This window comes from Gallaecimonas mangrovi (assembly GCF_003367375.1).
In the GTDB taxonomy this organism is placed as follows: domain Bacteria; phylum Pseudomonadota; class Gammaproteobacteria; order Enterobacterales; family Gallaecimonadaceae; genus Gallaecimonas; species Gallaecimonas mangrovi.
Genome location: NZ_CP031416.1, coordinates 2,794,164 through 2,818,285, shown reverse-complemented (window position 1 = coordinate 2,818,285; position 24,122 = coordinate 2,794,164). Strand labels below are relative to the sequence as shown.

The 24,122-nt window shown below is 52.7% G+C and carries 27 protein-coding genes and 1 pseudogene; 22 read left to right on the top strand and 6 right to left on the bottom strand.

From position 1 onward, the window contains the following. The first annotated feature begins 12 nt into the window (after positions 1-12). The 15 genes and pseudogenes from DW350_RS13535 (at position 13) to DW350_RS13465 (ending at position 12,623) form a co-directional block, all read left to right on the top strand. Positions 13-1,107 carry a flagellar basal body P-ring protein FlgI gene (locus DW350_RS13535; RefSeq protein ID WP_115719440.1) on the top strand — a complete coding sequence of 365 codons (1,095 nt, stop codon included), beginning with the start codon at positions 13-15 and terminating at the stop codon, positions 1,105-1,107. A gap of 9 nt (positions 1,108-1,116) precedes the next feature. Beyond that, positions 1,117-1,503 carry a rod-binding protein gene (locus DW350_RS13530; RefSeq protein ID WP_115719439.1) on the top strand — a complete coding sequence of 129 codons (387 nt, stop codon included), beginning with the start codon at positions 1,117-1,119 and terminating at the stop codon, positions 1,501-1,503. A gap of 11 nt (positions 1,504-1,514) precedes the next feature. Further along, positions 1,515-2,855 (top strand): flagellar hook-associated protein FlgK, encoded by a 1,341-nt coding sequence (flgK, locus tag DW350_RS13525; RefSeq protein WP_115719438.1) that lies wholly within the window; start codon positions 1,515-1,517, stop codon positions 2,853-2,855. Further along, entirely contained in the window at positions 2,855-3,754 is a 900-nt protein-coding gene (flgL, locus tag DW350_RS13520) for a flagellar hook-associated protein FlgL (RefSeq protein ID WP_115719437.1), read from the top strand. The genes flgK and flgL overlap by 1 nt, the downstream gene beginning before the upstream one ends. Positions 3,755-3,761: 7 nt before the next feature. Further along, complete coding sequence (locus DW350_RS13515; protein WP_115719436.1) at positions 3,762-4,754, top strand: hypothetical protein; 993 nt, start codon at positions 3,762-3,764, stop codon at positions 4,752-4,754. Between the two features lie 127 nt (positions 4,755-4,881). Further along, positions 4,882-5,709 carry a lateral flagellin LafA gene (gene lafA, locus DW350_RS13510; RefSeq protein ID WP_115719435.1) on the top strand — a complete coding sequence of 276 codons (828 nt, stop codon included), beginning with the start codon at positions 4,882-4,884 and terminating at the stop codon, positions 5,707-5,709. A gap of 56 nt (positions 5,710-5,765) precedes the next feature. Beyond that, positions 5,766-7,112: a flagellar filament capping protein FliD gene (gene fliD / locus DW350_RS13505; protein WP_115719434.1), complete on the top strand. Its 1,347-nt coding sequence runs from the start codon at positions 5,766-5,768 to the stop codon at positions 7,110-7,112. 14 nt (positions 7,113-7,126) lie between these two features. Further along, positions 7,127-7,510 carry a flagellar export chaperone FliS gene (gene fliS / locus DW350_RS13500; RefSeq protein WP_115719433.1) on the top strand — a complete coding sequence of 128 codons (384 nt, stop codon included), beginning with the start codon at positions 7,127-7,129 and terminating at the stop codon, positions 7,508-7,510. A 176-nt stretch (positions 7,511-7,686) separates the two neighbouring features. Beyond that, positions 7,687-7,983 carry a flagellar protein FliT gene (fliT, locus tag DW350_RS13495; protein WP_115719432.1) on the top strand — a complete coding sequence of 99 codons (297 nt, stop codon included), beginning with the start codon at positions 7,687-7,689 and terminating at the stop codon, positions 7,981-7,983. Beyond that, on the top strand, positions 7,980-9,197 hold the full coding sequence (locus DW350_RS13490; RefSeq protein ID WP_115719431.1) for a flagellar hook-length control protein FliK: 1,218 nt from the start codon (positions 7,980-7,982) through the stop codon (positions 9,195-9,197). The genes fliT and DW350_RS13490 overlap by 4 nt, the downstream gene beginning before the upstream one ends. Before the next feature lie 13 nt (positions 9,198-9,210). Then, the gene (locus DW350_RS13485) at positions 9,211-9,696 is read left to right on the top strand and encodes a flagellar basal body-associated FliL family protein (protein ID WP_115719430.1); all 486 of its coding nucleotides are present in this window, start codon (positions 9,211-9,213) and stop codon (positions 9,694-9,696) included. Between the two features lie 10 nt (positions 9,697-9,706). Continuing rightward, positions 9,707-10,408, top strand: a complete 702-nt coding sequence (locus tag DW350_RS13480) for a FliA/WhiG family RNA polymerase sigma factor (protein WP_115719429.1) — start codon at positions 9,707-9,709, stop codon at positions 10,406-10,408. Positions 10,409-10,412: 4 nt separating this feature from the next. Further along, positions 10,413-11,270, top strand: a complete 858-nt coding sequence (motA, locus tag DW350_RS13475) for a flagellar motor stator protein MotA (protein WP_115719428.1) — start codon at positions 10,413-10,415, stop codon at positions 11,268-11,270. Beyond that, positions 11,270-12,061 (top strand): annotated as a pseudogene (locus tag DW350_RS13470) (flagellar motor protein MotB); the annotation flags it as partial. The gene motA and the pseudogene DW350_RS13470, both read left to right, overlap by 1 nt. 277 nt (positions 12,062-12,338) lie before the next feature. Then, positions 12,339-12,623, top strand: a complete 285-nt coding sequence (locus tag DW350_RS13465; protein ID WP_115719426.1) for a hypothetical protein — start codon at positions 12,339-12,341, stop codon at positions 12,621-12,623. A 24-nt stretch (positions 12,624-12,647) separates the two neighbouring features. On the opposite strand, the gene smpB is transcribed toward DW350_RS13465, so the two are convergent. Then, on the bottom strand, positions 12,648-13,124 hold the full coding sequence (gene smpB, locus DW350_RS13460) for an SsrA-binding protein SmpB (RefSeq protein WP_115719425.1): 477 nt from the start codon (positions 13,122-13,124) through the stop codon (positions 12,648-12,650). A 108-nt stretch (positions 13,125-13,232) separates the two neighbouring features. On the opposite strand from smpB, the gene DW350_RS13455 reads away from it, so the two are divergent. Together DW350_RS13455 and DW350_RS13450 are read left to right on the top strand one after the other, a co-directional pair. Next, positions 13,233-13,667, top strand: a complete 435-nt coding sequence (locus DW350_RS13455) for a type II toxin-antitoxin system RatA family toxin (protein ID WP_115720642.1) — start codon at positions 13,233-13,235, stop codon at positions 13,665-13,667. Then, a complete protein-coding gene (locus DW350_RS13450; protein WP_115719424.1) occupies positions 13,664-14,011 on the top strand; it encodes an RnfH family protein in 348 nt (115 codons plus the stop codon). The genes DW350_RS13455 and DW350_RS13450 overlap by 4 nt, the downstream gene beginning before the upstream one ends. On the opposite strand, the gene DW350_RS13445 is transcribed toward DW350_RS13450, so the two are convergent. From DW350_RS13445 to nadK, 3 genes are all read right to left on the bottom strand, one after another. Next, entirely contained in the window at positions 14,008-14,412 is a 405-nt protein-coding gene (locus DW350_RS13445; RefSeq protein ID WP_115719423.1) for an outer membrane protein assembly factor BamE, read from the bottom strand. The genes DW350_RS13450 and DW350_RS13445 overlap by 4 nt on opposite strands. A 68-nt stretch (positions 14,413-14,480) precedes the next feature. After that, positions 14,481-16,145 (bottom strand): DNA repair protein RecN, encoded by a 1,665-nt coding sequence (recN, locus tag DW350_RS13440; protein ID WP_115719422.1) that lies wholly within the window; start codon positions 16,143-16,145, stop codon positions 14,481-14,483. Positions 16,146-16,209: 64 nt separating this feature from the next. After that, complete coding sequence (nadK, locus tag DW350_RS13435; protein WP_115719421.1) at positions 16,210-17,088, bottom strand: NAD(+) kinase; 879 nt, start codon at positions 17,086-17,088, stop codon at positions 16,210-16,212. A gap of 107 nt (positions 17,089-17,195) precedes the next feature. On the opposite strand from nadK, the gene grpE reads away from it, so the two are divergent. The 4 genes from grpE to DW350_RS13415 all read left to right on the top strand — a co-directional run bounded on the left by grpE (position 17,196) and on the right by DW350_RS13415 (position 21,444). Continuing rightward, complete coding sequence (gene grpE / locus DW350_RS13430) at positions 17,196-17,762, top strand: nucleotide exchange factor GrpE (protein WP_115719420.1); 567 nt, start codon at positions 17,196-17,198, stop codon at positions 17,760-17,762. A gap of 179 nt (positions 17,763-17,941) precedes the next feature. Beyond that, positions 17,942-19,870, top strand: a complete 1,929-nt coding sequence (dnaK, locus tag DW350_RS13425; protein WP_115719419.1) for a molecular chaperone DnaK — start codon at positions 17,942-17,944, stop codon at positions 19,868-19,870. 65 nt (positions 19,871-19,935) lie between these two features. Continuing rightward, positions 19,936-21,087: a molecular chaperone DnaJ gene (dnaJ, locus tag DW350_RS13420; RefSeq protein ID WP_115719418.1), complete on the top strand. Its 1,152-nt coding sequence runs from the start codon at positions 19,936-19,938 to the stop codon at positions 21,085-21,087. A 57-nt stretch (positions 21,088-21,144) separates the two neighbouring features. Further along, the gene (locus DW350_RS13415) at positions 21,145-21,444 is read left to right on the top strand and encodes an antibiotic biosynthesis monooxygenase family protein (protein WP_115719417.1); all 300 of its coding nucleotides are present in this window, start codon (positions 21,145-21,147) and stop codon (positions 21,442-21,444) included. Between the two features lie 25 nt (positions 21,445-21,469). Here the strand turns inward: DW350_RS13415 and DW350_RS13410 are convergent, their stop codons facing one another. Then, a complete protein-coding gene (locus DW350_RS13410; RefSeq protein WP_115719416.1) occupies positions 21,470-21,934 on the bottom strand; it encodes a GNAT family N-acetyltransferase in 465 nt (154 codons plus the stop codon). Positions 21,935-22,055: 121 nt separating this feature from the next. Between DW350_RS13410 and DW350_RS13405 the strand changes: the two genes are divergently transcribed. Next, positions 22,056-22,844, top strand: a complete 789-nt coding sequence (locus DW350_RS13405; protein WP_115719415.1) for a M48 family metallopeptidase — start codon at positions 22,056-22,058, stop codon at positions 22,842-22,844. A gap of 42 nt (positions 22,845-22,886) precedes the next feature. Here the strand turns inward: DW350_RS13405 and DW350_RS13400 are convergent, their stop codons facing one another. Then, positions 22,887-23,831: a cation diffusion facilitator family transporter gene (locus DW350_RS13400; protein ID WP_115719414.1), complete on the bottom strand. Its 945-nt coding sequence runs from the start codon at positions 23,829-23,831 to the stop codon at positions 22,887-22,889. Positions 23,832-24,122: the final 291 nt, after the last annotated feature.

The window sequence follows — 24,122 nt, the reverse complement described above, 5'->3', positions numbered from 1 at the left end:
CCGGAGGCATTAATGCGTTTAGTGGTTGTGCTGCTGTGTCTGTGGACCTCGGCTGCCTACGCCCTGACCCGGCCATTACTGGACATTGTTGATGTGCAAGGGGAAAGGAACAACCAGCTGGTGGGCTATGGCCTGGTGGTGGGGTTGTCGGGCACCGGTGATAAAAACCAGGTGCATTTTACCAGCCAGTCCATCACTAACATGCTCAAGCAGTTTGGGGTGCAGATGCCCAAAGGCACCTCGCCAACCTTAAAGAACGTGGCGGCGGTGATGGTCAGCGCTGACATCAATAGCGCGGCGGGCCGTGGCCAAACCATTAATGTCACGGTGTCATCCATTGGCGATGCCAAAAGCCTGGCTGGCGGCACCTTGCTGATGACGCCGCTTAAAGGCATCGACGGTGATATTTACGCCGTTGCCCAAGGTAACTTGGTGGTTGGTGGCCTTAAAGCCGAAGGTAACGACGGCTCGTCGGTACAGGTCAATGTGCCAACGGTTGGCATGATCCCCAACGGCGCCACCATCGAAAAAGAAGTGCCCGAGGCCAGCATGTTAAAGCCGCAGGTGGTGCTGAACCTGAAAGTGCCTAACTTTCGCACCGCCCGCAATGTGGAGCTGGCCATTAACAAGGTGTTTGGCCCACAGGTGGCCAGCGCCCAAAGCTCTGGCCGGGTACTGGTGAATGCCCCTCGCGATAAAGAGCAGCGGGTGGTGTTTATGTCGATGCTGCAGGATCTGACGGTAAAAATGGGTCGTGAACGCCCAAAAGTGGTGTTTAACAGCCGCACCGGCACCGTGGTTATGGGGAAAGACGTGCGGGTACATACCGCTGCCGTTACCCAAGGCAACCTGACGGTGACCATTTCCGAAGATTACAAAGTGTCCCAGCCCAATGGCTTTAGCCAGGGTAAAACCGTGGTCACACCCGATTCAAAAATTGCCGTCGACCAGGAGAAACGCAAGATGTTTGTCTGGCCGGACGGAACGTCACTGAACACCATAGTACAGGCGGTTAACAGCCTGGGTGCATCGCCAAGTGACATTATGTCGATCCTTCAGGCGCTTGACCAAGCCGGCGCCCTTGAAGGTGACCTTGTGGTTATTTAAGGAGTTCCTATGGACCCTGTAGGCGCCGCCGAAAGCGGTTTTTATCAAGATCCCAATCGGCTGAAGAATATTCAGGGCCAGGCAGGCCTGCATGCCGCAGCTAAGGAATTTGAGGCGCTTTTTCTGCAAATGGTGTTGAAAAACATGCGCGAGGCTTCCCATGCCTTGGCGGATAAAGACAACCCCTTTGACAGCCGTCAGCAGCAGTTTTACCAATCAATGGCCGATGGCCAAATGGCCAGCATGATGGCGGGCAAGGCCCATGTCGGCATCGCCGAAGCCATCGACAAGCAGTGGAACCATCTGGTGCCAGAAACGGCTTCGCTTAAGAATTCTGAAAATAATGTCGCTACTACCAACGTAGCGGCCTTTCAACAGCCGCTTAAGCGTCGTTAGAGGGTAAGAATATGGCTTTGTTGAATAATGGCCTGTCGGGCATGCAGGCGTCGCAATACGCCTTAGATGCTGTGGGTCAGAACGTGGCCAACATCAACACCGATGGCTACAGTCGCCAAGAAGCGGTGATGGTAGCGCGTACCAGCAAAGGTGCCGGGCATTTGAATGCCGGTGACGGGGTGGAAGTCACCCATTTGCGCCGTGTGTCTGATGATTACCACACCGCCGCCCTGTGGCGAGCGACTTCTCAGCAAGGCTATGACGACCTTTATAAAACGGCCATTGGTCGCAGTGAATCCTCACTTTCCAGTAAGGAACTGTCGGTATCTGGTGGTTTAGACTCGTTCTTTACCGCCTTAAATGCCGCCACCGACCGCCCCCAATCTATCGCGCCTCGCCAGCAAATTATTGCGTCTGCTAATGCCTTGGCGGTGCGTTTTCGGCAATTGGCACAGGGCTTGGACATCCAAAAGCGCGAGCTCAATGAGCAAGCCGACGTGATGCTTAAAACCACCAATACCGATACCAAGACCTTGGCTAAACTCAACCGCGATATCGTTGAGCTAAAAGCCAAGGGCGATAACATTTCGGCACTGGAAGATCAGCGCGACAATCTGATTTTAAAGATGTCCAAGCGCATGGAAATACGGGCTCATCGCAATGACGATGGCAGTATTGATGTCAGCTTAAAGAGCGGCCAGCCGTTGGTGCTGGGCTCAAAAGCGGCGGTGCTTAGCCGCCGCGACGACAAAATCATTTTGACCCTTGACCATGATGCTTTCGAGGTTCATCACTTCGGTGGCTCTTTGGGCGCCAACCGTGATTATTTAAGCGGTAAGCTGGCGCAACTTCATAAAGCCTTGGACAGCCAGGCTAAAGCCGTGGCCACCTCAATTAATGACAAGCTCAAGCAAGGCTTTGATTTAAATGGCAACCCCGGCAAGGCACTGTTTAGCTTCTCGGACAAGGGCCCGGCGGCGTCAATGATGCTGGCAGACGGCTTTAAACCGGAAGATTTGGCGTTTATCGGCAGCGACGGCCAGGGTAAACCGGCCGGTGGTAAAGGCAACAACAGCAACCTGCTGGCCATTAACAAGATGAAAAATGGCTTCTTTGACGCCTATACCGGCCTGCTTGGCAGTCTGGCTGTCAGTTCTGGGCAAGCGCAAGCCAAAGCAACGGCCAGTACCAGCTTGCGCCAAGACGCCCTTAACCAGCGTGATTCGGTCAGCGCGGTTAACCAGGATGAAGAAGCGGCCAAGCTGATGAAGTTCACCCAGGCTTATCAGTCGAACGCCAAAGTAATAAGCGCCGCTGACCACATATTCAATACGCTGATGGAGATGTTCTGATGCGGGTGTCAAGCAACCAGCTAAGCCAGTTCATCGTGCAGGGCATGGGCCGCCAGGACCAACGCTATGCCAAATCCATGCAGCAAATGAGCACCGGCTACAAGCTCACCCAGGCTTCCGACAACCCGCTAACGGCAGTGCAGTTGATTGGCATGGGCCGTGAGCAAACCAGCTTGAAGCAATTTCGCGACAACATCGGCAACGTCTCGAATGTATTGCGAAAATCGGAAGTACAGCTCGACTCCAGTTTTGATGTGTTGCTGCGTATTCAAGACCTAGCACTGGGCGCTACCAACGGTGCCTCATCTGACGGCGACCGTCACGCCGATGCATCAGAGCTTAAGAACTTGCGCGACAACCTGTTGGATTTCGCTAACGCCCGTGATGAAGAAGGTTACTACCTTTTCTCCGGCAGTAAGTTATCTAAGGCGCCCTTGGTGCGTGACAAAGATGGCCACATTGTTTACCAGGGCGACGACCAACAGCGCCTGGTGCAAGTGGCGCGTGGCGTTATGCTCAGCACCAATGTCACCATTGATAACGTCTATTTCGGTCAGGGCTTAGACTTTTTCCACCAGCTTGATGACTTTATCAAAACCATCGAAACCCCCGGCAGCGACGTGCCTGGCGAGGGTAAAAAGATGCTGAAAACCATCAGTGGCACCATTGGCACGCTCAACCGTACCCTTACCGAATTGGGTGGCCGTATCCGCAGTGTTGAAAGTCTCAGTAATGCCCAGGATGATATGTCGCTGAGTAATGAAAAAGTCATAGGCCAGCTTCGCGATCTGGATTATGTCAGTGCCGCTGAAAAGGTAAACCGTATTCAAATGGCACTGAATACTACCCAGAAGACATACAGCAAGTTGAGCCAGTTATCCTTGTTCGACTACCTCTAGGCTACCGATGCAGATAACGCCCCTTCTCAGTAACGAAACTCGCACCGCCCCTGGCGGTATTGCTGCTGGTGCGCCGGTATCGGCCAAACACAGCGACGAGGCAAAGGCGAATCCGCCGCTGGTGCGCGATCGCATCAGCGCCAAGGCGCTGCGCCATGGTCAATGGGCGTTACTGAGTCAGGCGCAAAGTGAGCTGTCATCCCTGCAAGCCACCGAGCAAAGCGTGGTGTCGCTATATCGCGAGCTACTTAAACTGGCTCGCCAATTAGAGCAAAGTGGCCAAAACAGCGAGCAATTATCGGCAAAGGTGGAAAAGTTAGCCGAGCAGGTGGTTAAAGAAGGGCAGCTCGGGCCGAACCTGGCGCCCAAATCAAAAAATCCAAGGCTTTCGAGCTATGAGCTGAGCCGCGTGGATTTACTGAGCCCTCGCCCTCAAGACGAACAGGTTATGATGCGGTTGCCAACTGGCCACCATGTCAGTTTAACCATCCGGGCTAATAGCCGCCCATCAAGAGTGATTGCTGATTTATCACGGCAGCTTTCCAGCTTTGGCATTAGCGTTGAGCAAGACGATAACGGCCAATTACTGCTGACCGGCGATAAAATGTTTTTCCGTGGACCTTGGCAGATGCAAGGGCAGGGCATTCGCGTGCCGGCCGGTAACCCGGTGCCCATTAGCCTTGAGCCACAGCGCCATGTCTTGGATTTAATGGCCGACGGCCTGCATGGCGGTGATGTCACTATTGAAAAGCAGCGCGTGCGCGAGCTCCTTAACCAACTGGAGCAGCATCGCCGGCAATTGCAGGCTCAGCGCAACACCCTGTTGGCCAAAATTGCCGAGCTGCGTTCCGAGCAACTTAGCGGCGGCAATGAAATGGAAGCCATCGGTGCGGCGCTAAAAACGCAGATGCAAAATGCCCCTTTCGAGCAACAACTCAGTGCCCTGTTGGCGCAAGCCAACCTGTCGCGTTTTTCCGTGGTAGCCCTGCTGGGCGGTTAACTAAATTTCGCCGCTCATAGGCGAAGTTTTTTTTCCCTTTCCTTCATTTTCAATACGGTGGCGTCGCTTAATCAGGGAGAACGACGAAGGCCGTTCGTTCGGCAAATACCAATCGGAGAAAGACACTATGTCACTGTCCATTCACACTAACTTCGCGTCACTGGTTACCCAGAACGCGTTGACTCATAACAACAACGCCCTGACCGGTGTTATGCAACGTCTGGGTACTGGTCTGCGCGTAAACAGCGCTGCTGATGACGCCGCTGGCCTGCAAATTGCTAACCGTCTGACCGCGCAAACTCGTGGTATGACTGTTGCTCAGCGTAACTCCCAAGACGCTATCAGCATGCTGCAAACTGCTGACAGCGCCCTGGACGAAACCTCCAACATCGTTTTCCGTATGAAAGACCTGGCCACCGAAGCGGCTAACGGTACTAACGGTAAAACTGACGTTGAAGCGCTGGATAAAGAATACCAAGAGCTGAAAAACGAACTGACCCGTATCATGACCCAAACCACTTACGGTTCTGGTCAAAAGCTGTTCAAAGACGGCAAGCTGGACGGCGACGTTGTTTTCCAAATCGGTGCTTCTTCTACCGAAACTCTGGACTTTAACGCCAGCGGTGAAATTGACAACGTACTGAGCAACCAAGACGACCTGGATGCTCTGACTGACAATCCGCACGACGAGATGAACTCTCTGGACAAGCTCCAAGACGCCATCGGTGCTGCCCGTGCCAAGTTCGGTGCCAACATCAACCGTTTGGACCACACCATCAACAACTTGGCGTCTATCAGTCAGAACACTTCCGCTGCGAAAGGCCGCATCATGGATGCTGACTTCGCTGCCGAGTCTTCCAACATGACTAAAGATCAGCTGCTGATGCAATCTGGTGTTTCTGTTTTGGGTCACGCCAACCAGATCACCGGCCTGGTATCTTCTTTGCTGCGTTAAGCCTAGAAGACCTCTGGCCACAGCTGGAGGTCTTTTATTTTTTATAGGACCGACTTATGCCCATGCCTCGCGTTGACAGTTCTGCCGATGTCAGAACCATGGCCAAACAGTTCGTCAATGCTGACCGTGTCAAACAGGACGAACTGTTTGCCAAACAGGGTCATGCACTGAAAGCGAAAATGGCCGCCTATAAGGACATCACCAGCCAGTTCCATAAGTTCAAAGATGCCATTAAGCCTTTGGACCGCCGGGGCGAGCTGCAGAGCTATAAAGTCACACCGTCCGAGAAGGGGATCGCCGACATCACGGCTAACGGTAAGGCCAACCCCGGCCAATACCAGATGCATGTGCAGCAATTGGCTGCCAGCGATCAGTGGGCCCTGCACTTTGCCAGCGATGAAGACACATTGCCTGCCACCGGGGTATTACACCTTAAGGTTGGGGGGCAGACGCTGGCCATTGATTTAGCCAAGTTAGGTAAAGATGCCAAGCTGGCGGACTTACGTAACGCCATTAATAACGCCTCTGCCAACCCAGGGGTTCGCGCCTCGTTAATGCGCACCGGTAAAGGTGTGGATTTATTGGTGTCGTCAGAAAAAACCGGTAAGGCCAATACCATTGCCATGAGTTTTGGCGCGCCGTTAGATGACGACGGTAAACCGGTTGCCAAATGGAACGGCGCGGGCTCAGAGCTTGCTAAGGCCGTGACCTCGAAGCGGCACCTTAGCAAGGCGCAAGATGCGTTGGTGTTCTTGGGGAACGACCAAAGTATTCCTATTACCTCTCCCTCCAACACCCTCGATAAAGCCGTGGATGGTTTAACCATCAATCTTAAAAAAGCGCAGGCAAAACCTAGCGACTTTTTAAGCTTTAACGTTGGCCGGGATATGGAAACCACCAAGAAGCAATTGCAAGGTTTCGTGGATGGTTACAACGGCTTGATGAACAAAATTAAGGAATACACCACCGCAGAAGACGGCAAAATGCCAAAACTGCCCGGTGATTCCACGCTGCGCATGTTCCAAAGCCAAAGCAAAAACCTTTTTCAAACCGAGCATTTAAATAAGCTGGGTATTGGCGTTGATAAAACCGGCAAGCTGACCTTGGACAGCAAGAAGCTGGACAGCTACCTGGCAGAAAATCCCAATGGTTTGAACCAAATTTTAGGTGGCCGTAAGGGCGCCATGAGCAAACTCGACCAACTGGTGGACGCCTATGTTGGTTCTAGCCACTCAGCGCTGGGCGCCACCAGCAAAAGCACGAAAGAAAGCATGGACCGGCTTCATGATCGGATGGACCAATTCGACAAGCGTATGGACAACCAATACAAGCGTTACGTCAATCAATTCGCGAAGATGAAAGACGTAATGGCCCAAATGAAACAAACTCGCAGTCTCTTTTAATTCCAGGAGCCACCATGTTAGAGGAATCTGGCCTCGACGCTTATCAACATACTCAGCTCGAAGCGCGCGCCGCTTCTGCTGACCCTCATCATCTGGTATTGATGCTAATTGAGGGGTTTATGGATGAGCTGGCCCGAGCCGAAGGCCATATTCATGCCAAGCAATTTGACCGTAAAGCGAAATCCATCACCAAGTGTTTGGATATCTTGAGTGGTTTGGATACCGCGCTGGATAAAGACAAGGGCGGTCAGTTAGCTGAGAACCTTCATCAACTTTACGACTTTTGTGGGCGGCGCCTATTTGAGTGCAGCTTAAAGAACGACCTTTCCGGCCTGGAGATCATTTATAAAATCATGAATGACCTCAAACAGGGTTGGGAAGCAATGGCGGCCAAATAGGCCGCTTTTTTTTACCCTGTTTGCTCCCTTTCCCCTTTTCCTGCTTCCTTCCCCTGCGGAAATTCCGCTTCCGCTTTTCTGGATTTAAAATTACAAACTGCTGATTTTATTGATAAAAAAATATGGCAGGGCATTTGCACATTAATGGTTCATGAATGGCTGATTGAGCTGTGCCGATGTCACAACCGCTGAATCTACAAATTGAAGCCTTAGCTCGCGCCCTGGTCTCTAGTGCCAAGGCTGGTGAGTGGCATGCCTTGGCACGTCACGACCGCTTGGCCGGTGAGTTGGTCAAGAAGCTCCAGCCCGTTCCCGCGCATTTATCCGAAGCATTCCACGTTCTCAAATCTTCGCATCAAGAAGCGATGGACTTGGTTGATGCCGAGCAACAACGACTGGAACAGCTCCTGGCCGGTCACAGGGAAAGACAGGAAGGCCTGCGCGCCTACCAGCAGTTAGAGGAAAACCCATGAAAGCTCAGCAACTCGGAACAACGCCGTCCCACGGTCAGCATTCGCCGTTGAAAGTGAAAAGTAATGGCAAAGGTGCCGAGCACCGCTTTAACAGCCAAATGAATGCCGCTGAGAAAGACGACGCCGCCCAAGGCCAAAAAGCGGCAGCAACGGCGGGCCAAGGGCAGCAACAAGCCAAGGCTGCCGTTAACGATTTAAGCCAACTGCTGGCGGCGATGGTAGATGCGGTAACCGGTGCTAAGGCCCAGCCTCGTCAAGCCAGCAAAGAGGTATCTGCTACGCCCAAGGATGACGGCCAAGAAACTGCTGGCGCCGACGTGGACAGCTTACTGGCGCAGCAAGCCGATGCACCTAAGCATGGCTCGCTGGAAAAAGGCGATAAAGCGCAGCAGGCTAAAACGCCAACGCACCAGCACCACCAAGACCCGCAACCGCTCACCGCTGCCAATCCGCTGTTAACGGCTCAGCAAACCAACACCCAACTGCGCCGTTTGCAAAATAGCAGCGTCCAGCAGCAGCAAGTGTCTTTGTCGGTGCAATTAAAAGCGACCAGCGTTTCGGGAAATGCCGACAGCGGCTCGGTGCAGCTTTCGCAGCAACCGCTGAATGCAGGCAACAATGCCAGCAGTAACCTGTTGAAAACGGCGCTTTTTAGCCAATTGGACAAAGGCCTCAGTACTGGCGTTAGTAATCATCAAGAGACCGCAGCCAGTACAACATCGATTTCAGGGCTCTTGGGCAAGCTCGACAGCATGCCTGAGTGGGCGCCGGTCAAGTTGACGGCCAGTCATGCAGGTAGCAATCCGCAATGGGCTAACGATTTAGCCGCGGCCCTTGGCGATCGCCTGCATCTGCAAATGAATCAGCAAATTAAAGAAGCCCGGGTGCGCCTTGACCCGCCGGAGCTTGGCCGTGTCGATATGACGGTGCGTCTCGACGGTGACAAGTTAAGCGTGCATCTGCAAGCCAGCCAGCCCCAAGTCAGGGACATGCTGCACCAGCAATTAGACCGTCTGCGTTTGGATTTGGCCCACCACCACGGTGCCCAGGTTGAGGTGTCGGTAGGTCAGGACCGCGGCCAAGGGCAACACGGCCGGGATCAAGAGCAATTAGCCGCTGAAAACATCATCGCTAATACCCCGGTCAGCGCCTTAGAAGAAGAACAATCCACTTATTCCAGCGAACAGAACGGCTGGGTAAGCACCCTGGCTTAAAGGAGTAGAAACATTGGCTAATGAAGCTGCAAAAGAAAAGAAAAAGCTCAGTCCTTTAGTGATTGTGTTGCTGGTGTTGGTGCTGCTTGCTGCCGGCTTTGGTTATTGCGCCTACTCAGGCGTTATCAATGTCAAAGGCATGTTCACCCCGGCACCCGCGCCGGCAATCCAGATGAGCAAAAAGCCAATTTTTCACCCCCTTGGCAAGTTCGTTATCTCCATTCCTGGTGATGACGTTCAGCACTACATGATGTTGGAACTGGCGTTAGTAAGCCATGACCCGCGCATGCCTAAAGAAAGCGACGACCTACAACCCGTTATTCGCAATGCCCTGATGCAGTACTTTTCCGACCGTCAATACGAAGACGTGCGCAAAGAGATCCAGGACATTGAGAAGCTGCAAACTGCGTTGAAAAAACAACTAGAAACGTCCGTTAAACGCTTCGGCTACGAGCTGGCGTTGGACCAAGTTTTGCTCACCAAAGTGGTGATCCAGTAGGAGAGGGAAGATGGAACCATACCGTGTCGAGAGCCCGGAAGTTAGGCTAAATCCAGCTGCAAATAACGAAGCATTACTGCTGCGCCGTTATGGTCACCTGGTTAAACGTGCTTGCTCACACCTTCGCAGCCAAGTCAGTGCCGCTTTTAGTCAAGACGACTTTGAGCAAGTTGGCCTGATGGGGCTTCTGGAAGCCATTCGCCGTTATGGTGAACCCGATGAAGCTTTTGAAAGCTTCGCCTTTAAACGGGTCCGTGGCGCAATTTTGGACGAACTGCGTCGCCAGGACTGGCGGCCGCGGCAAGTGCGCCAAGCGGCCCATGACTTGAACCATCACCACCGAAAACTCTACAACCGCCTCGGCAGAACCCCCAGTGATAATGAGCTTGCAGAAGAAATGGGGATCTCCTTGGCCCAGGTGCGTGAACTGGTTTATGCCAATCAAGCTGAAGAAATGCAGTGCCTGGAAGATTGGCTTATCAAAGAAATGGAACCTGCCAGTGGTAGCACCGAGTCGTTTGAGCTCAAGCGTACCCTTGGCAAGATGTTGGCCAAACTTAACCCCCGCGAGCAGCTGCTGCTGACCCTTTACTACCAGCATGAGCTGAACATGAAAGAAATTGCCCAAGTTTTGGGACTGACCGAATCGCGGGTTTGTCAGTTACATAAAGAATGCCTGGGTAACTTGAACAAATACCTCGAGAGGCATTAAGACTATGCAGAAACTGATAGGGATAGCCGTGGTGGCGCTGTGCGTCTTCGGTGGCTTTGTCATGGCTCAAGGTAAGCTGGTAGCGCTGTGGCAACCTTCAGAGATGATCATCATCCTCGGAGCCGCCCTCGGCTCCATGGTGCTCGGTAATTCCATGGTTGTGCTCAAAGAAGTGGGCATCCAGGTAAAAGGCATTTTGTCCGTACGTAAGGGCGAGGCGGAACTCGCCCGTGAGCTGTTGATGCTGATGCACCTGCTGCTGGATGAAATTCGCCAAAAAGGCCTTAAAGTGTTGGACGAGCACATTGAGGCCCCTCAGGAAAGCCCCTGGTTTCAACGCTACCCGGAAGTACTTAAAGAAGCCATTTTGGTAAACTTTATTACCGATAACCTGCGAATGCTGGCCATGGGCAAGATCTCGGCCCACGAGTTTGAGGCGGTGCTGGAGCAGGAAATTCTCGCCATTGAGGATGACATGCTCAAAGCCTCCAAAGCGCTACACCGCACCGGTGAAGCCATGCCAGGCTTTGGGATTTTGGCAGCGGTTGGCGGCATCATCATCACAATGCAGCATCTTGACGGGCCACTGGCCGATATTGGCGTGCATGTGGCCTCGGCGCTGGTGGGTACCTTTATCGGTATCTTTGGCTGTTATTGCTTGTTTGAGCCCACCGGCGCGGCCATGGCTGAGCTGGTGCATCGCAAGGTGTCACTGCTGGAGTGCGTGAAGGCGGTACTGACCTCCCATGTGGCGGGTAAAGCACCGATGTTGGCCGTTGATGCCGGTCGGCGGGTGTTAGAAATGGACGTTAAACCCAGCTTCTCTACCCTTGAAAAGTGGCTAGATAGCGAGGCGCTTTAATGCTCAGGCCCACCAACGAAACCATTATTATCAAAAGGGCACCGCGTCGCAGCGGGCATGGTGAAGGCGGCGGCGGTGCCTGGAAAGTCGCTTTTGCCGACTTTACCTTAGCCATGATGTCGCTGTTTTTGGTGCTGTGGTTGTTGTCGGTGACCAATCAGCATGAGCGGCAAGTAATGGCGACCAGCCTGCGTAACTACTCGGTATTTGATAAGTCCAAAAACCCCTTTGATTTGGCCAACAGTCCCTTTCCTATTGATTTGGAAGGGCAGCCAGCGGTGATAGACAACATTGCCTCGCAGCTGTTGACCAGCGGCCAATTAAAGTCCGGCATTTCCATGTACAGCCAGGTACCCAAAGGACAAACCGAACCGGGTAAAGGCCAGGGGCCCAAGCTTGACTCGATGATTGATGGCGACTTTGAGACGCCGCAATCCATGGCGCTGGTGGCGGCAGTGATTAGGTCCATGGCCAAGAAGCTTAATGCCGAGCACAACCTTGACGTTAAAGTGGTGCCGCAAGGGCTTAGGATCAGCATTCAAGACGACAATAACCGGCAAATGTTCGCCCGTGGCTCGGTGAAAATGAGTCCGTTTTTTGAAGACTTGTTGCTGGCCTTGGCACCGGTTTTTAAACACGTAAAAAATTCGATGGTTATTTCCGGCCATACCGATGCCGTGCCTTATCAAAGTAAGGACTACGGCAACTGGGAGCTTTCCGGCGGCCGGGCCCTAATGGCGCGGCGGGTGTTGGAAACGGGCGGTATGCCGAAGAACCGGGTGCTGCAGGTGACGGCGATGTCTGACCGCACCCCGGTGGATAAAAAGCACCCCGATGCCAGTGAAAACCGCCGTATTGAATTACTGCTTTTGACCAAACAAGCCAAACAAAGCCTGTTATCTATTTTTGACCGCAGCGAGCCGGATAACGCCGTGCAGCAGGCTGCCAAGGCGGCTAAGGCCAATGAACCGGTCACACGCGAATCGGTGGCGGTAGCACCACAACCCGTGGTTATTAAGAAAAGCCCTCATTAACAGCGGTGCTTAGCTCTGCTGATAGGAACTTGCTATGGCCAAACAAGCACCGCAGCGGCGTGCTGACGGTATTCAAAAAACCTTGGCGCTGCTTATCGTTATCAACTTGGTGTTGGTGGTGAAATACAGCGAGGCACAGTCGCACTTATATGGCCTTTGGGCGCTGATAGTGCCGGTGTTGCTGGTGGTTTTTAACCTGATTTTGCTGAAGTTAGCGTTAAAACGCAGCCGGCGAAAACGCGACGGTGCCTGGGTGTACTTGGCCTCCCTTGGCATTTTTATTCTGGGCTTTTTAGTGCTGAGAATGACCTTGATGTAAAAAAAGCGCCCTTAGGCGCTTTTTTTAACCGCGTTTCATGACCCTGGCTTTCTCACGCTGCCAGTCTCGGTCTTTCACGTCATCACGTTTATCGTGCTCTTTTTTACCGCGGGCAATACCGATAGCCAGTTTTGCCCAGGCGCGGCTCCAATACATCTTCAGCGGTACAACGGTTTTGCCTTTTTGATGCACCTGCCCATACAGCGTGTCCAGCTCCCGCTGATTAAGCAGCAACTTACGGGTACGGGTCGGGTCCACCACAACATGCGTTGAGGCGGTATTAAGGGGCTGAATGGTGGCACCAAACAGGTAGGCTTCGCTGTCTTTTAATACAACGTAGGCTTCGCTGATATTGGCTTTTCCTGCCCGTAGACTTTTGACTTCCCAGCCTTGCAGGGCAATGCCGGCTTCAAAGGTCTCTTCGATAAAATAATCGTGGCGGGCTTTTTTGTTCTGGGCGATGTCAGTGTCACCGCCCTTAAGGGCTTTTTTCTTGGTCATGCGCGCATTATACGCAAAGGCAATTCGAATGCATGGCATTTTGCCTGGATGCCCAGGCAGATAACAAGTGATATCATGCGCGGCAAAGTCATCGTTAATACAGAAGCCATGCCGCGTATTCAGCGACAAGCGCAAGTGCCTTTTTCTCCTCAGGCCATGTTTGATTTGGTCAACGACGTACCCAGCTACCCGGCGTTCTTGCCTGGGTGTGTAGCATCGCGGGTGCTTAGCCAAACCGACACCACCATGACCGCAACCCTGGATGTGGCGAAAGGGCCGGTGCGTAAGTCATTTACCACTCGCAATACTCTTTATGCGCCAGACCGCATTGCTATGGAATTGGTCAATGGTCCTTTTAAGTATTTAAGGGGAAATTGGCACTTTATCGCCAATGGCGAGCAGGGCTGTACCGTAAAGCTGGAAATGGAATTTGAATTTTCTTCGGCCCTGGTCGGTATAGCCTTTGGTGGTATCTTCCAGCAATTAACCTTGTCAATGGTTAACGCTTTTTGTAAACGCGCCCATGAGGTTTACCGGCCGTGAGTGAACGTCTGTTGAGTGTGGAAGTGGCGTATGCACGGCCCGATAACCAAGCCTTAATTGCCTTAAAGGTGATTGACGGTGCCACGGTGCAAGAGGTTATCGAGCGCAGCGGTATTCAAGGCCGGTTTTCAGAAATCGACTTGAGTAAAAACGACGTTGGGATTTGGTCAAGAAGCTGTAAGTTGACCGACAAGGTCAGAGAAGGCGATAGAGTCGAGATCTACCGGGCATTAACGGCTGACCCTAAAGACATTCGCCGCCGCCGGGCAGAAAAAGCGAAAGAAGAAGGGCGCGCTAATAAAACCACAGGGGGCCGCCCCAACCCCCTGCGTTCTGGCGATTAACCTGCCTTCGCGTCCGGTTTGCCACCAGTAGCGTCGGTTTTATCGTTGCTGGCGGCGGCCTTAGCGCTACCGCCTAGGTCTGCTGGCACTTTAAAGTCGCTGGTATCAACGCTTTTCAGTTTGTTATTGGCGTCAAAATGCACCACCACATCTTTCGTGGTTGTTTTACCGGTGCGGCCAGAACGATACTCATATTTGTAGTACCAAGTGCCCGGCTTAAAGCTGTCCACTAGCAAAGGTGTGCCCAGTACATAAGTCACTTGATCTTGGGTCATGCCGGGTTGCAATTTATCAATTTGGTCCTGCTCCAGGTAGTTTCCCTGAGGCACATCGATACGGTAAACAAGACCGCAACCACTTAAACTCAGGCCCAGAGTCAGGGCCAGCAAGGCTCTTTTCATTCTGTTTTCCATCTCTCAACTTTCAGGCGCATGATAGCCTCGCCCGGTAACATGCAGCAACAGAGCCTTTATCTGGCCAAAAGTTCCCTGGCATTGGCACGGGTTGCTTCGGTGATCACATCGCCACCTAACAATCTGGCCAACTCGTCAATGCGTTGTTCGCCATTGAGCGCTTCCATCAAGGTTTCTGTGCTGTCTTTTTGTGTTTTCTTGGTCACCCGCAGTTGCTGGTGACCCTGGCCTGCCACTTGCGGCAGGTGAGTGACACAGAGTACCTGATTTTTGTCTCCTAATGTGCGCAGTAATTTACCAACCACCGCAGCGGTGGGGCCGGAGATCCCCACATCCACTTCATCAAAAATAAGCGTTGGGGTTTGTTCCTGTTTGGAAGTGAGTACCTGTAGCGCCAAACCAATACGTGACAGCTCGCCGCCAGAGGCCACTTTCGCTAAGGGTGCTTGCGGTTGCCCCGGGTTAGTGGACACCAGCATTTGGACTTTATCTAAACCGCCGCCACTCACCGGGGCTTGCTCATCAAAGTGGATCTCCAGGCTGAACTGAGCGTGGGGCAACGCCAGTTCGCGCACCACTTTTTGCACTTCTTTGGCAAGCGCCTTGCCGTGGCGTTCACGGCTTTGGCTAAGCTTGCGAGCGCAAGCCAGGTAATGCTCCTGGGCCTTACAGACCTGCGCTTCCAAGCTGGTTAGGCGGTCGTCACTGTCAGTCAGGGTTTTAAGCTCTTCTGCCAGCTGTTGGTGCAGTTGCGGCAGTGCCGATGGCGCCACTTTATGTTTGCGGCTTAAATCGATGGCGCCGCTTAACCTGGCTTCCAAAAGGGCAAACTGCTGCGGGTCAATTTCCAGGTGCTGCTGATAACGGCTCAGTTCGTGGCTGGCATCGTCAAGCAAGGCGCTGGCATCGTGCAGTACTGACACTATCGGCTCTAAGGCGGGGTCGTCACCTTGCAGGCGGCCAAGGCGGTCAACTACCTGGCGCAGCATGTCACTGACATTCAGTTCGTCATTTTCGCCAAGCATGCTTAGGCACTGGCCAGATTCGGCTATCAAATTGGCGGCGTTGGCCTGGCGGTGGTGCTCGGCTTCAATATTTTCATATTCGCCGTCTTCCAGGGCAAACTGGTCCAGCTCTTGTACTTGATATTCCAACAGCTGCCGGCGGGCATCGCGCTGCTCTTCGGTGCTTTGCAGTTCTTGCCATTCCTGGCGCAGTATTTTTTGCTCACGCCAAGCTTGGCGCACCTGCTCTTGCAGGCTGTGGTGGCCAGCATATTGGTCTAACAGCAGCAACTGGTGGTCGGGTTTTAATAAAGCGTGATGGGCGTGCTGGCCGTGCACATTCACTAGTCGCTCACCGATTTGTTTAAGTTGGGTTAGCGGCACCGGCTGGCCGTTAATAAAGGCCCGTGAGCGGCCTTCGGCGGTTAGGGTGCGGCGCAGTATGCATTGCTGGTCGTCGTCTAACTCGTTGTCTTTGAGCCAGGCTTGTGCCAAGGGTAGGGCACTGATGTCAAAGCAGGCGGCCACTTCACATTTGTCAGCGCCGGGGCGGACCATCGCCGCTTCACTGCGTTCGCCAAGGCAAAGCCCGAGTGCATCAATGGCAATAGACTTACCGGCGCCGGTTTCGCCGGTAATAGCGGTAAGCCCTTTTACGAAGTCCAGTTCTAGAAAACGGACAATGGCGAAGTTACTGACGGTGAGTTGGACCAGCATTGAGACACCTCCTTACTGTAATTGCATCCAGTATAAGCTGGATTTTCATACAGTAAAGAGGCGACTAATAAAGTTTTGAACTCCAACCCAGTTTGCTACGCAGCACCTGGTAATAGTCGTAGCAGGTCGGATGCACCATGCGCAGTGGGCTCGCACTCTTTTGAACCCGAATTTCATCGCCCGGCTGCAGGCTCAGTACCACTTGGCTGTCACAGGTAATTTGCAAATCGTCGGTATTCGATGTGACTTGCAGCGTTACCAGGCTATTGCCTTCTACCACCAGTGGCCGGCTTGAAAGGGTGTGCGGAAACATCGGCACCAGCACCATGGCATCCATTTTCGGGTGGATGATGGGGCCACCGGCAGACAGCGAGTAGGCTGTTGAGCCGGTTGGGGTAGAAACAATAAGCCCGTCCGAGCGCTGGCTATAAACAAACTGCTCGTCAATGCTGACCGAAAACTCAATCATGTGGGCGATTTTGTCGGGATGCAGCACGATTTCGTTAACGGCGGTATTGGAGGACACCAAACGTTTGTGGCGATAAACCTGTGCGTCCAGCAAAAAACGGTACTCGGTTTTAAAGCGGCCGCTTAGCACTTCGCCTAGCGCCTGTTCAAAGTTATCGGGCGACAAGTCGGTTAAAAAGCCGAGATTACCGCGGTTTACCCCTAAAACGGCTACGTCAAAACGTGCCAGCACCCGGGCCGCGCCCAGCATGTTGCCGTCGCCACCTACCACGATAGCCAGCTCGGCTTCTTCCCCTAATGAGGCTAAGTCACGTAGACAATTTTCAGGTAAATCAAGACCTTCTGCGGTTTTTGATTCCACCAGTAGCCGATAATTCTGCTCGGCTAACCAATGATACAGTGCCATTACGGTCTGGTTAGCGCCCTGATGTTTGGGCTTGCCAATTAGTGCAATGGTTTTAAATGCTTGCGTCATGAATTCAACCCTTTGGCCTTCACCGGCAGTATAACCGAGCTTATCTCTCTTGAAACCCGCGTTATCGCCCCCATAATAAGCCGCACGTTGTATTGAGGAGAAAGGCAATGACCCAAGAAACGGATAAGCCACTGGATGAGGGCCAGCAGCCACAAGCCGAAGGCACCGAAACCGAACAAGCCACCGGCGAAGAGCAGCTGCCCGAGGTGGAATTGGCAAGCGAAGTTGCACGTTTGGAAGCGGAACTGAGTGAACAGCGTGATGCTGTGCTGCGCGCCAAGGCCGAGGCCGATAATATTCGCCGCCGTGCCGCCCAGGATGTCGAAAAGGCGCATAAATTTGCGCTGGAAAAATTTGCAGGCGATCTGCTGCCCATCGCTGACTCGTTAGAGCGCGCGCTGGAGTTAGGAGACGTTAACAATGAAGCCTTAAAGCCGATGCTTGAAGGTATTGAGCTGACTCTTAAATCCTTCCACAGCGCCGTTAATAAATATGGCCTGGAAGAAGTGAACCCTGTTGGTCAGCCATTTAACCCAGAACTGCACCAAGCCATGGCCATGCAGCCGTCAACCGAGCACCCTGCCAATACCGTGCTTAACGTGGTGCAAAAGGGCTACAGCCTTAACGGCCGTTTGCTGCGCCCGGCCATGGTAGTGGTAACCACGGCCGGTTAACCGCGGTTTTCTATAAAAACCCGGTAAAACCCGGGTTTTTTTATTTTTTACCCTTGAAAAGGGATTTACGCCTCCCCACATAAGGGTCAAAGGCAATTTGTTGATAACGGACTTGAAAATTCAAGCAAGCCCCCCACGTTATCAACCATCAACATTCAAGCTGTTTAGTGGAGACTGATATGGGCAAAATTATCGGTATCGACCTGGGAACCACCAACTCCTGTGTGGCCATCATGGATGGCGACAAGGCGCGCGTTATTGAAAACGCTGAAGGTGCCCGTACTACCCCTTCTGTTATTGCTTACACCGACGACGGTGAAACGCTGGTAGGCCAGTCCGCCAAGCGTCAAGCGGTAACTAACCCGAAAAACACCCTGTTCGCAATCAAGCGTCTTATTGGTCGTCGTTTCACTGACGACGAAGTACAGCGTGACGTAAAAATCATGCCGTTCTCGATCATCGAAGCGGACAACGGTGACGCCTGGGTTGGCGTAAAAGACAAAAAACTGGCACCGCCGCAGATCTCTGCCGAAGTGCTGAAAAAAATGAAGAAAGCGGCCGAAGACTACCTCGGTGAAGCGGTAACTGAAGCGGTTATCACTGTACCGGCTTACTTCAACGATTCTCAGCGCCAAGCGACTAAAGACGCCGGTAAAATTGCGGGCTTAGATGTTAAACGTATTATCAACGAGCCTACTGCCGCTGCGCTGGCTTACGGCCTTGATAAGAAAAAAGGCAACCAGCGTATCGCCGTCTATGACTTAGGTGGTGGTACTTTCGATATTTCCATTATCGAAATTGACGAGCTGGACGGTGAGCACACCTTCGAAGTACTGGCCACTAACGGTGACACTCACCTGGGCGGTGAAGACTTCGATAACCGCTTGATCAACTACTTAGTTGAAGAGTTCAAGAAAGAGCAGGGCATCGATCTGACCAAAGATCAATTGGCACTGCAACGTCTGAAAGAAGCGGCCGAGAAAGCCAAAATTGAGCTGTCTTCAGCCCAGCAAACCGACGTTAACCTGCCGTATATCACGGCCGATGCGACCGGTCCTAAGCACATGAACATCAAGGTTACCCGCACCAAGCTGGAATCCTTGGTTGAAGACTTTATCAGCCGTACCTTAGAGCCGCTGAAAGTGGCCCTGAGCGACGCCGACCTGTCTGTATCCGATATCGACGAGGTTATCCTGGTTGGCGGTCAGACCCGTATGCCGAAAGTACAGCAAGCTGTTACCGAATTCTTCGGTAAAGAGCCGCGTAAAGACGTCAACCCTGATGAAGCCGTGGCTGCAGGTGCAGCGGTGCAAGGTGGCGTGTTGGCCGGTGACGTGAAAGACGTACTGCTGCTGGACGTTTCCCCGCTGTCACTGGGTATCGAAACCATGGGCGGTGTGATGACTAAACTCATCGAGAAAAACACCACCATTCCCACCAAGCACAGCCAGGTGTTCTCTACCGCTGAAGACAACCAGTCTGCGGTAACCATCCATGTGCTGCAGGGTGAGCGTAAACGCAGTGGCGACAACAAGTCTTTGGGCCAGTTCAACCTCGACGGCATTCAGCCAGCACCGCGCGGCATGCCGCAAATCGAAGTGACCTTCGATATCGATGCTGACGGTATCCTGCACGTCTCTGCCAAAGACAAAAACTCTGGCAAAGAGCAGAAGATCACCATCAAGGCCTCTTCTGGTTTGTCTGAGGACGAAGTCGATAAAATGGTACGTGACGCCGAGGCGCATGCCGAGGACGATAAAAAGTTCGAAGAACTGGTTACCACCCGTAACCAAGCCGATGCGTTGGTTCACGGCACCCGTAAGCAGCTTGAAGAAGCAGGCGATGCGGTAGGTGCTGACGATAAAGCCAAAATCGAAGCCGCGCTTGGCGAGCTGGAAACAGCTGTTAAAGGCACCGACAAGGCTGAGATCGAAGCCAAGCAGCAAGCGCTGGTGGAAGCGTCCGGTAAGCTGATGGAGATCCTGCAACAAAAAATGCAGCAGGAACAAGCAGCTGGTGGCGCCCAAGAACAGCAAAGCGCTGGCCAAGGCGGTGACGATGTCGTTGACGCCGAATTCGAAGAAGTCAAAGACGACGATAAGAAGTAAGGCCCCGGCCTTATAGACACGGGCGCCACAAGGCGCCCGTTAACCGTTAAGCGGACCTGAGATTTATGTCTAAGCGTGATTACTACGAAGTACTGGGTGTTGAACGCGGTGCTGACGAGAAAGACATCAAGCGAGCTTATAAAAAGCTGGCCATGAAGTATCACCCGGACCGCAATCCTGGCAACGCCGAAGCAGAGGCCAAGTTTAAAGAGGCCAAAGAAGCTTACGAGATCCTCACCGATAGCGATAAGCGCGAAGCCTATGACCGTTATGGCCATGCCGGGGTTGACCCGAATATGGGCGGCGGCGGCGGTGGCTTTGGCGGCGGAGCCGGTGGCGCTGACTTTGCCGATATTTTCGGTGATGTGTTCGGTGACATCTTTGGCGGTGGTCGCCGTGGTGGCGGTGGTCGTCAACAAGCCCGTGGTGCTGACCTTCGTTACAACATGGAACTGTCCTTGGAAGAGGCGGTTCGCGGTGTCTCCAAAGAGATTAAGGTACCCACCTACGCCGCTTGTGATAAGTGCGATGGCAGCGGTGCCAAGCCCGGAACCAGTGCCAAAACCTGCCATACCTGTAATGGCTTGGGCCAGGTACAGATGCGCCAAGGCTTTTTTGCGGTGCAACAAACCTGCCCCACTTGTGGCGGTTCGGGCAAAGAGATCACCGACCCTTGTGACAAGTGTCATGGCCAAGGCCGAATTCAGAAAACCAAGACCTTGAATGTGAAGATCCCGGCAGGGGTCGACACTGGCGATCGTATTCGCTTGGCAGGTGAAGGTGAAGCAGGCCAGTTTGGCGCACCGGCAGGTGACCTTTATGTGCAAGTGCATGTAAAAGATCACCCGATCTTTGTGCGCGACGGCTCGAACCTCTATTGCGAAATGCCGATCAGCTTCACCACCGCGGCCCTGGGCGGCGAAATTGAAGTTCCTACCCTGGATGGTCGCGTTAAGTTGAAGGTGGCTGAGGGTACGCAAACCGGTCGCATGTTCCGTTTACGAGGTAAGGGCGTTAAATCCGTACGCGGTGGCGTAGTCGGCGATTTGATGGTTAAAACAGTGGTGGAAACCCCTGTTAACCTCACCTCTGAGCAGCGTGAGCTGTTGGAACAGTTGGAAAAGACCCTCACCGGGGAGTCGGCTAAAAGGCACAAGCCCAAGGCCGAAGGGTTTTTCGATAGCGTAAAACGCTTCTTCGACGACCTTTCCGGTTAAATAAAAAAGCCACCATCCGGTGGCTTTTTTATTGCCCAAAGGGCAGGGAAGGGAAGTATGAGCGTTATTTTAACGGTGCATTGTTCGCTGGCCGACGGTATTACCGACCAAGACTTTATCAGTGCAGCCCAGCGCTGCGGTAGCTACCTTAAGCGCTGCCCTGGCTTTTTAGGCCGCAAGCTGAGCTACAACGAAGCCCGGCGCCAATGGTTGGATTTAGTCTATTGGCAAACCTTGGAACACGCTTTAGCCGCGGAACGTACCTTCAATGACGACCCCACTAACCGGGAACTTATCAATAGTATTAAACCCGGCTCTTTGGTTGTGCAGCACTATGAAGTGAAGTCGGAGCTATAAAAAAGCCCGGTTTAACCGGGCTTTTTTATAGGGTCTTTGCCATGCAAATCTCGCAGTCATTATGCCCGGTGCTGCCCATTGGCTGGGTAAGCTGCTTAAAGCCGAGTTTTTGATAAAGCGCCAGCGCTTCTTTTAGCACGGCAGTGGTTTCCAGGTAGCACAATTTAAAGCCGCTTTTACGCGCTTCTTCCATGGCTAACAGTGCCAGAGCTTTACCGGCACCCAAGCCTCTTAGCTGTGGCATAAAATACATTTTTTGTAGTTCACAAACGGTGTCACTGGCGCCACTGAGTGCCGTGACGCCGCCGCCGCCGACAATGTTGCCATCCAGCTCTACTACCCAATATCGCCCACCCATCTCCTGGTAATAGGCAAACAGGTTATCCAACTGGGGATCTGCTACGCCAAAGCCTTTGTCGGCGGTTAAATCGAACTCTGCCGAGACATCACGAATAACCTTTGCAACGGCGGCATTATCGGCAAGGGTCATGGGGCGAATGTGAAAAGCCAAGGGACCTCCAAAACGTGGCTGTAACCAGAACAAGCAAACTGACAGTTGAAGATACTCTAAGCTGAGGAAACAATAAGGAAAAGTTTTTGGGGAGTAACGGATGAAAAAGTGTCTTGGGGCCGCGTTGCTGGTTTTTCTGCTCAGTGCCTGTAGCCACAGCCCAACCGGTCGCAGCCAGTTGCTGTTCAACAACGAATCCAAAATGGCGCAAATGGGTGACCAGTCTTTTGAAGAGTTGAAAAAGCAGCAAAAAATAGACAAGGACCCGAAAACCAATCAATACGTGCAGTGCGTTGCAGGTGCTATTACCCGGGTTTTGCCCGCCGAGCAGCAAGGCAACTGGGAAGTGGTGGTGTTCGATTCGAAAGAGGTCAATGCTTTTGCGCTGCCGGGCAAGAAGATAGGCGTTTACACCGGCCTTTTAGCCGTTGCACAAACACCGGACCAGTTGGCGGCGGTGATCGGCCACGAAGTTGGGCATGTGCTTGCGCATCATGCCAATGAGCGATTGACGCAAAATCAAATCTACACCGGGGTGTCGGTGCTGGCGGCTGTTGCCTTGGGCATGTCAGATATCGATAACAAAGGCCTTTATATGGCGGCCTTAGGCGTGGGGGCCACGGTTGGCATTTTACTGCCCTATTCACGCAAGCATGAATCGGAGGCTGACCAAATTGGCCTGGAGTTAATGGCCAAAGCCGGGTTCAACCCCAACCAAGCCGTGGTGCTGTGGCAAAACATGGAAAAAAGCGGTGGCCAAACCCCACCGCAGTTATTGTCGACGCACCCCAGCCCTGCCAGCCGTATTCAAGCGCTGAGTGCCGAGGTGCCAAAAGTGATGCCGCTATATCAACGCGCAGCGATACGCCCACAATGTAAGAAACCGTAAATAAAAAAGGCGCCAACAGGCGCCTTTTTTCGCTGGGCTACATTAGCTGTTTTCAGCGTGTTCCACCGGAAGGCTATCCACACCATAGTAAGACTCGGCTTCAATAAAGACGCGTTTAACGCTGCTAAAGTCTTTTTTAATCGCTTTATCTAGCTTGGCTATGGCTTGCTCTATCTCGGTGGCATTGGTGTGGCGGGCAAAGCGCACGCTGATATTTACCAACACGAAATCAGGCCCCATGTGCATGGTTAACAGCTCATGTACCTGTTCTATCAGCGGTTCTTTTTCGGCAAGGCGGCGAATACCGTCCACCACTCTTTTGTTGGCGCTTTCGCCAATGAGTAAGCCTTTGGTTTCTACTGCCAACCAGACGGCGGTACCCGCTAAAATCAGGCCGATAATAATAGAGGCGGCACCATCAAATATCGGGTTGCCGGTAAGCTGGCTAAGGCCTACCCCTGCCAAGGCGACAAATAGCCCCAACAGCGCCGCGGAGTCTTCAAACACCACCATGAACAGTGACGGATCTTTGCCGCGCTGCACTGCTTCAACGTAGGTCCATTTGCCTTTGGCCTTACGAAACTCGTTAAGCGCAAATGCCCAGGATGCACCTTCAAAGACAATGCCGAGTGCCAGAACGATGTAGTTAACCAGTGGGTTGCGCATTTCTTCTGGATGAAGCACGTGTTGAACGCCTTCATAAAGGGAAACGCCAGCACCAATGCTGAAGATCAGCATCGCCACCACAAAGCTCCAAAAATAAATCTCTTTACCGTAGCCGAAAGGGAACTGTGCATCTGCCGGTTTTTGGGCGCGTTTCATACCTAACAGCAGTAGCAGCTGGTTGCCGGTATCAACAACAGAGTGAATGCCTTCCGACAGCATGGCCGATGAGCCCGTAATACCGCCGGCAATAAATTTGGTCACGGCGATTAGTAGGTTACCTGCCATAGCGGCATAGATAACGGTTTTTGACTCAGATGCCATTAAACAGCGTTCCTTTGGTTCATGCACAAAGGGCTTAGTTTCGCATGCCTGGCTCCTGCTCGCCTAGGGCTTAACACCGTGGCTTCAGTCGGTATTTTCCCTGCTCTAAAGCCTCGATAAAGATGTGTGATCTTACCAAAGGGTTAATTGGCTTACGCGCTCGTCATGTCGCTATTTTCTTGGCGTTTTTATTATAACTCACTGTTTTTATTTAGTTTAACCCTCTGGTTTTAGTGGCTTATAATAATACAATCATATTGTAATACGAAATTATTTATTACGTTTTTCGAT

What these genes read in the sequence shown, in the direction of transcription:
- DW350_RS13535 (WP_115719440.1), top strand. Translation starts at nt 13, where the DNA reads ATGCGTTTAGTGGTTGTGCTGCTGTGTCTGTGGACCTCGGCTGCCTAC.
- DW350_RS13530 (WP_115719439.1), top strand. Translation starts at nt 1,117, where the DNA reads ATGGACCCTGTAGGCGCCGCCGAAAGCGGTTTTTATCAAGATCCCAAT.
- flgK (WP_115719438.1), top strand. Translation starts at nt 1,515, where the DNA reads ATGGCTTTGTTGAATAATGGCCTGTCGGGCATGCAGGCGTCGCAATAC.
- flgL (WP_115719437.1), top strand. Translation starts at nt 2,855, where the DNA reads ATGCGGGTGTCAAGCAACCAGCTAAGCCAGTTCATCGTGCAGGGCATG.
- DW350_RS13515 (WP_115719436.1), top strand. Translation starts at nt 3,762, where the DNA reads ATGCAGATAACGCCCCTTCTCAGTAACGAAACTCGCACCGCCCCTGGC.
- lafA (WP_115719435.1), top strand. Translation starts at nt 4,882, where the DNA reads ATGTCACTGTCCATTCACACTAACTTCGCGTCACTGGTTACCCAGAAC.
- fliD (WP_115719434.1), top strand. Translation starts at nt 5,766, where the DNA reads ATGCCCATGCCTCGCGTTGACAGTTCTGCCGATGTCAGAACCATGGCC.
- fliS (WP_115719433.1), top strand. Translation starts at nt 7,127, where the DNA reads ATGTTAGAGGAATCTGGCCTCGACGCTTATCAACATACTCAGCTCGAA.
- fliT (WP_115719432.1), top strand. Translation starts at nt 7,687, where the DNA reads ATGTCACAACCGCTGAATCTACAAATTGAAGCCTTAGCTCGCGCCCTG.
- DW350_RS13490 (WP_115719431.1), top strand. Translation starts at nt 7,980, where the DNA reads ATGAAAGCTCAGCAACTCGGAACAACGCCGTCCCACGGTCAGCATTCG.
- DW350_RS13480 (WP_115719429.1), top strand. Translation starts at nt 9,707, where the DNA reads ATGGAACCATACCGTGTCGAGAGCCCGGAAGTTAGGCTAAATCCAGCT.
- motA (WP_115719428.1), top strand. Translation starts at nt 10,413, where the DNA reads ATGCAGAAACTGATAGGGATAGCCGTGGTGGCGCTGTGCGTCTTCGGT.
- DW350_RS13465 (WP_115719426.1), top strand. Translation starts at nt 12,339, where the DNA reads ATGGCCAAACAAGCACCGCAGCGGCGTGCTGACGGTATTCAAAAAACC.
- smpB (WP_115719425.1), bottom strand. Translation starts at nt 13,124, where the DNA reads ATGACCAAGAAAAAAGCCCTTAAGGGCGGTGACACTGACATCGCCCAG.
- DW350_RS13455 (WP_115720642.1), top strand. Translation starts at nt 13,233, where the DNA reads ATGCCGCGTATTCAGCGACAAGCGCAAGTGCCTTTTTCTCCTCAGGCC.
- DW350_RS13445 (WP_115719423.1), bottom strand. Translation starts at nt 14,412, where the DNA reads ATGAAAAGAGCCTTGCTGGCCCTGACTCTGGGCCTGAGTTTAAGTGGT.
- recN (WP_115719422.1), bottom strand. Translation starts at nt 16,145, where the DNA reads ATGCTGGTCCAACTCACCGTCAGTAACTTCGCCATTGTCCGTTTTCTA.
- nadK (WP_115719421.1), bottom strand. Translation starts at nt 17,088, where the DNA reads ATGACGCAAGCATTTAAAACCATTGCACTAATTGGCAAGCCCAAACAT.
- grpE (WP_115719420.1), top strand. Translation starts at nt 17,196, where the DNA reads ATGACCCAAGAAACGGATAAGCCACTGGATGAGGGCCAGCAGCCACAA.
- dnaK (WP_115719419.1), top strand. Translation starts at nt 17,942, where the DNA reads ATGGGCAAAATTATCGGTATCGACCTGGGAACCACCAACTCCTGTGTG.
- dnaJ (WP_115719418.1), top strand. Translation starts at nt 19,936, where the DNA reads ATGTCTAAGCGTGATTACTACGAAGTACTGGGTGTTGAACGCGGTGCT.
- DW350_RS13415 (WP_115719417.1), top strand. Translation starts at nt 21,145, where the DNA reads ATGAGCGTTATTTTAACGGTGCATTGTTCGCTGGCCGACGGTATTACC.
- DW350_RS13410 (WP_115719416.1), bottom strand. Translation starts at nt 21,934, where the DNA reads ATGACCCTTGCCGATAATGCCGCCGTTGCAAAGGTTATTCGTGATGTC.
- DW350_RS13405 (WP_115719415.1), top strand. Translation starts at nt 22,056, where the DNA reads ATGAAAAAGTGTCTTGGGGCCGCGTTGCTGGTTTTTCTGCTCAGTGCC.
- DW350_RS13400 (WP_115719414.1), bottom strand. Translation starts at nt 23,831, where the DNA reads ATGGCATCTGAGTCAAAAACCGTTATCTATGCCGCTATGGCAGGTAAC.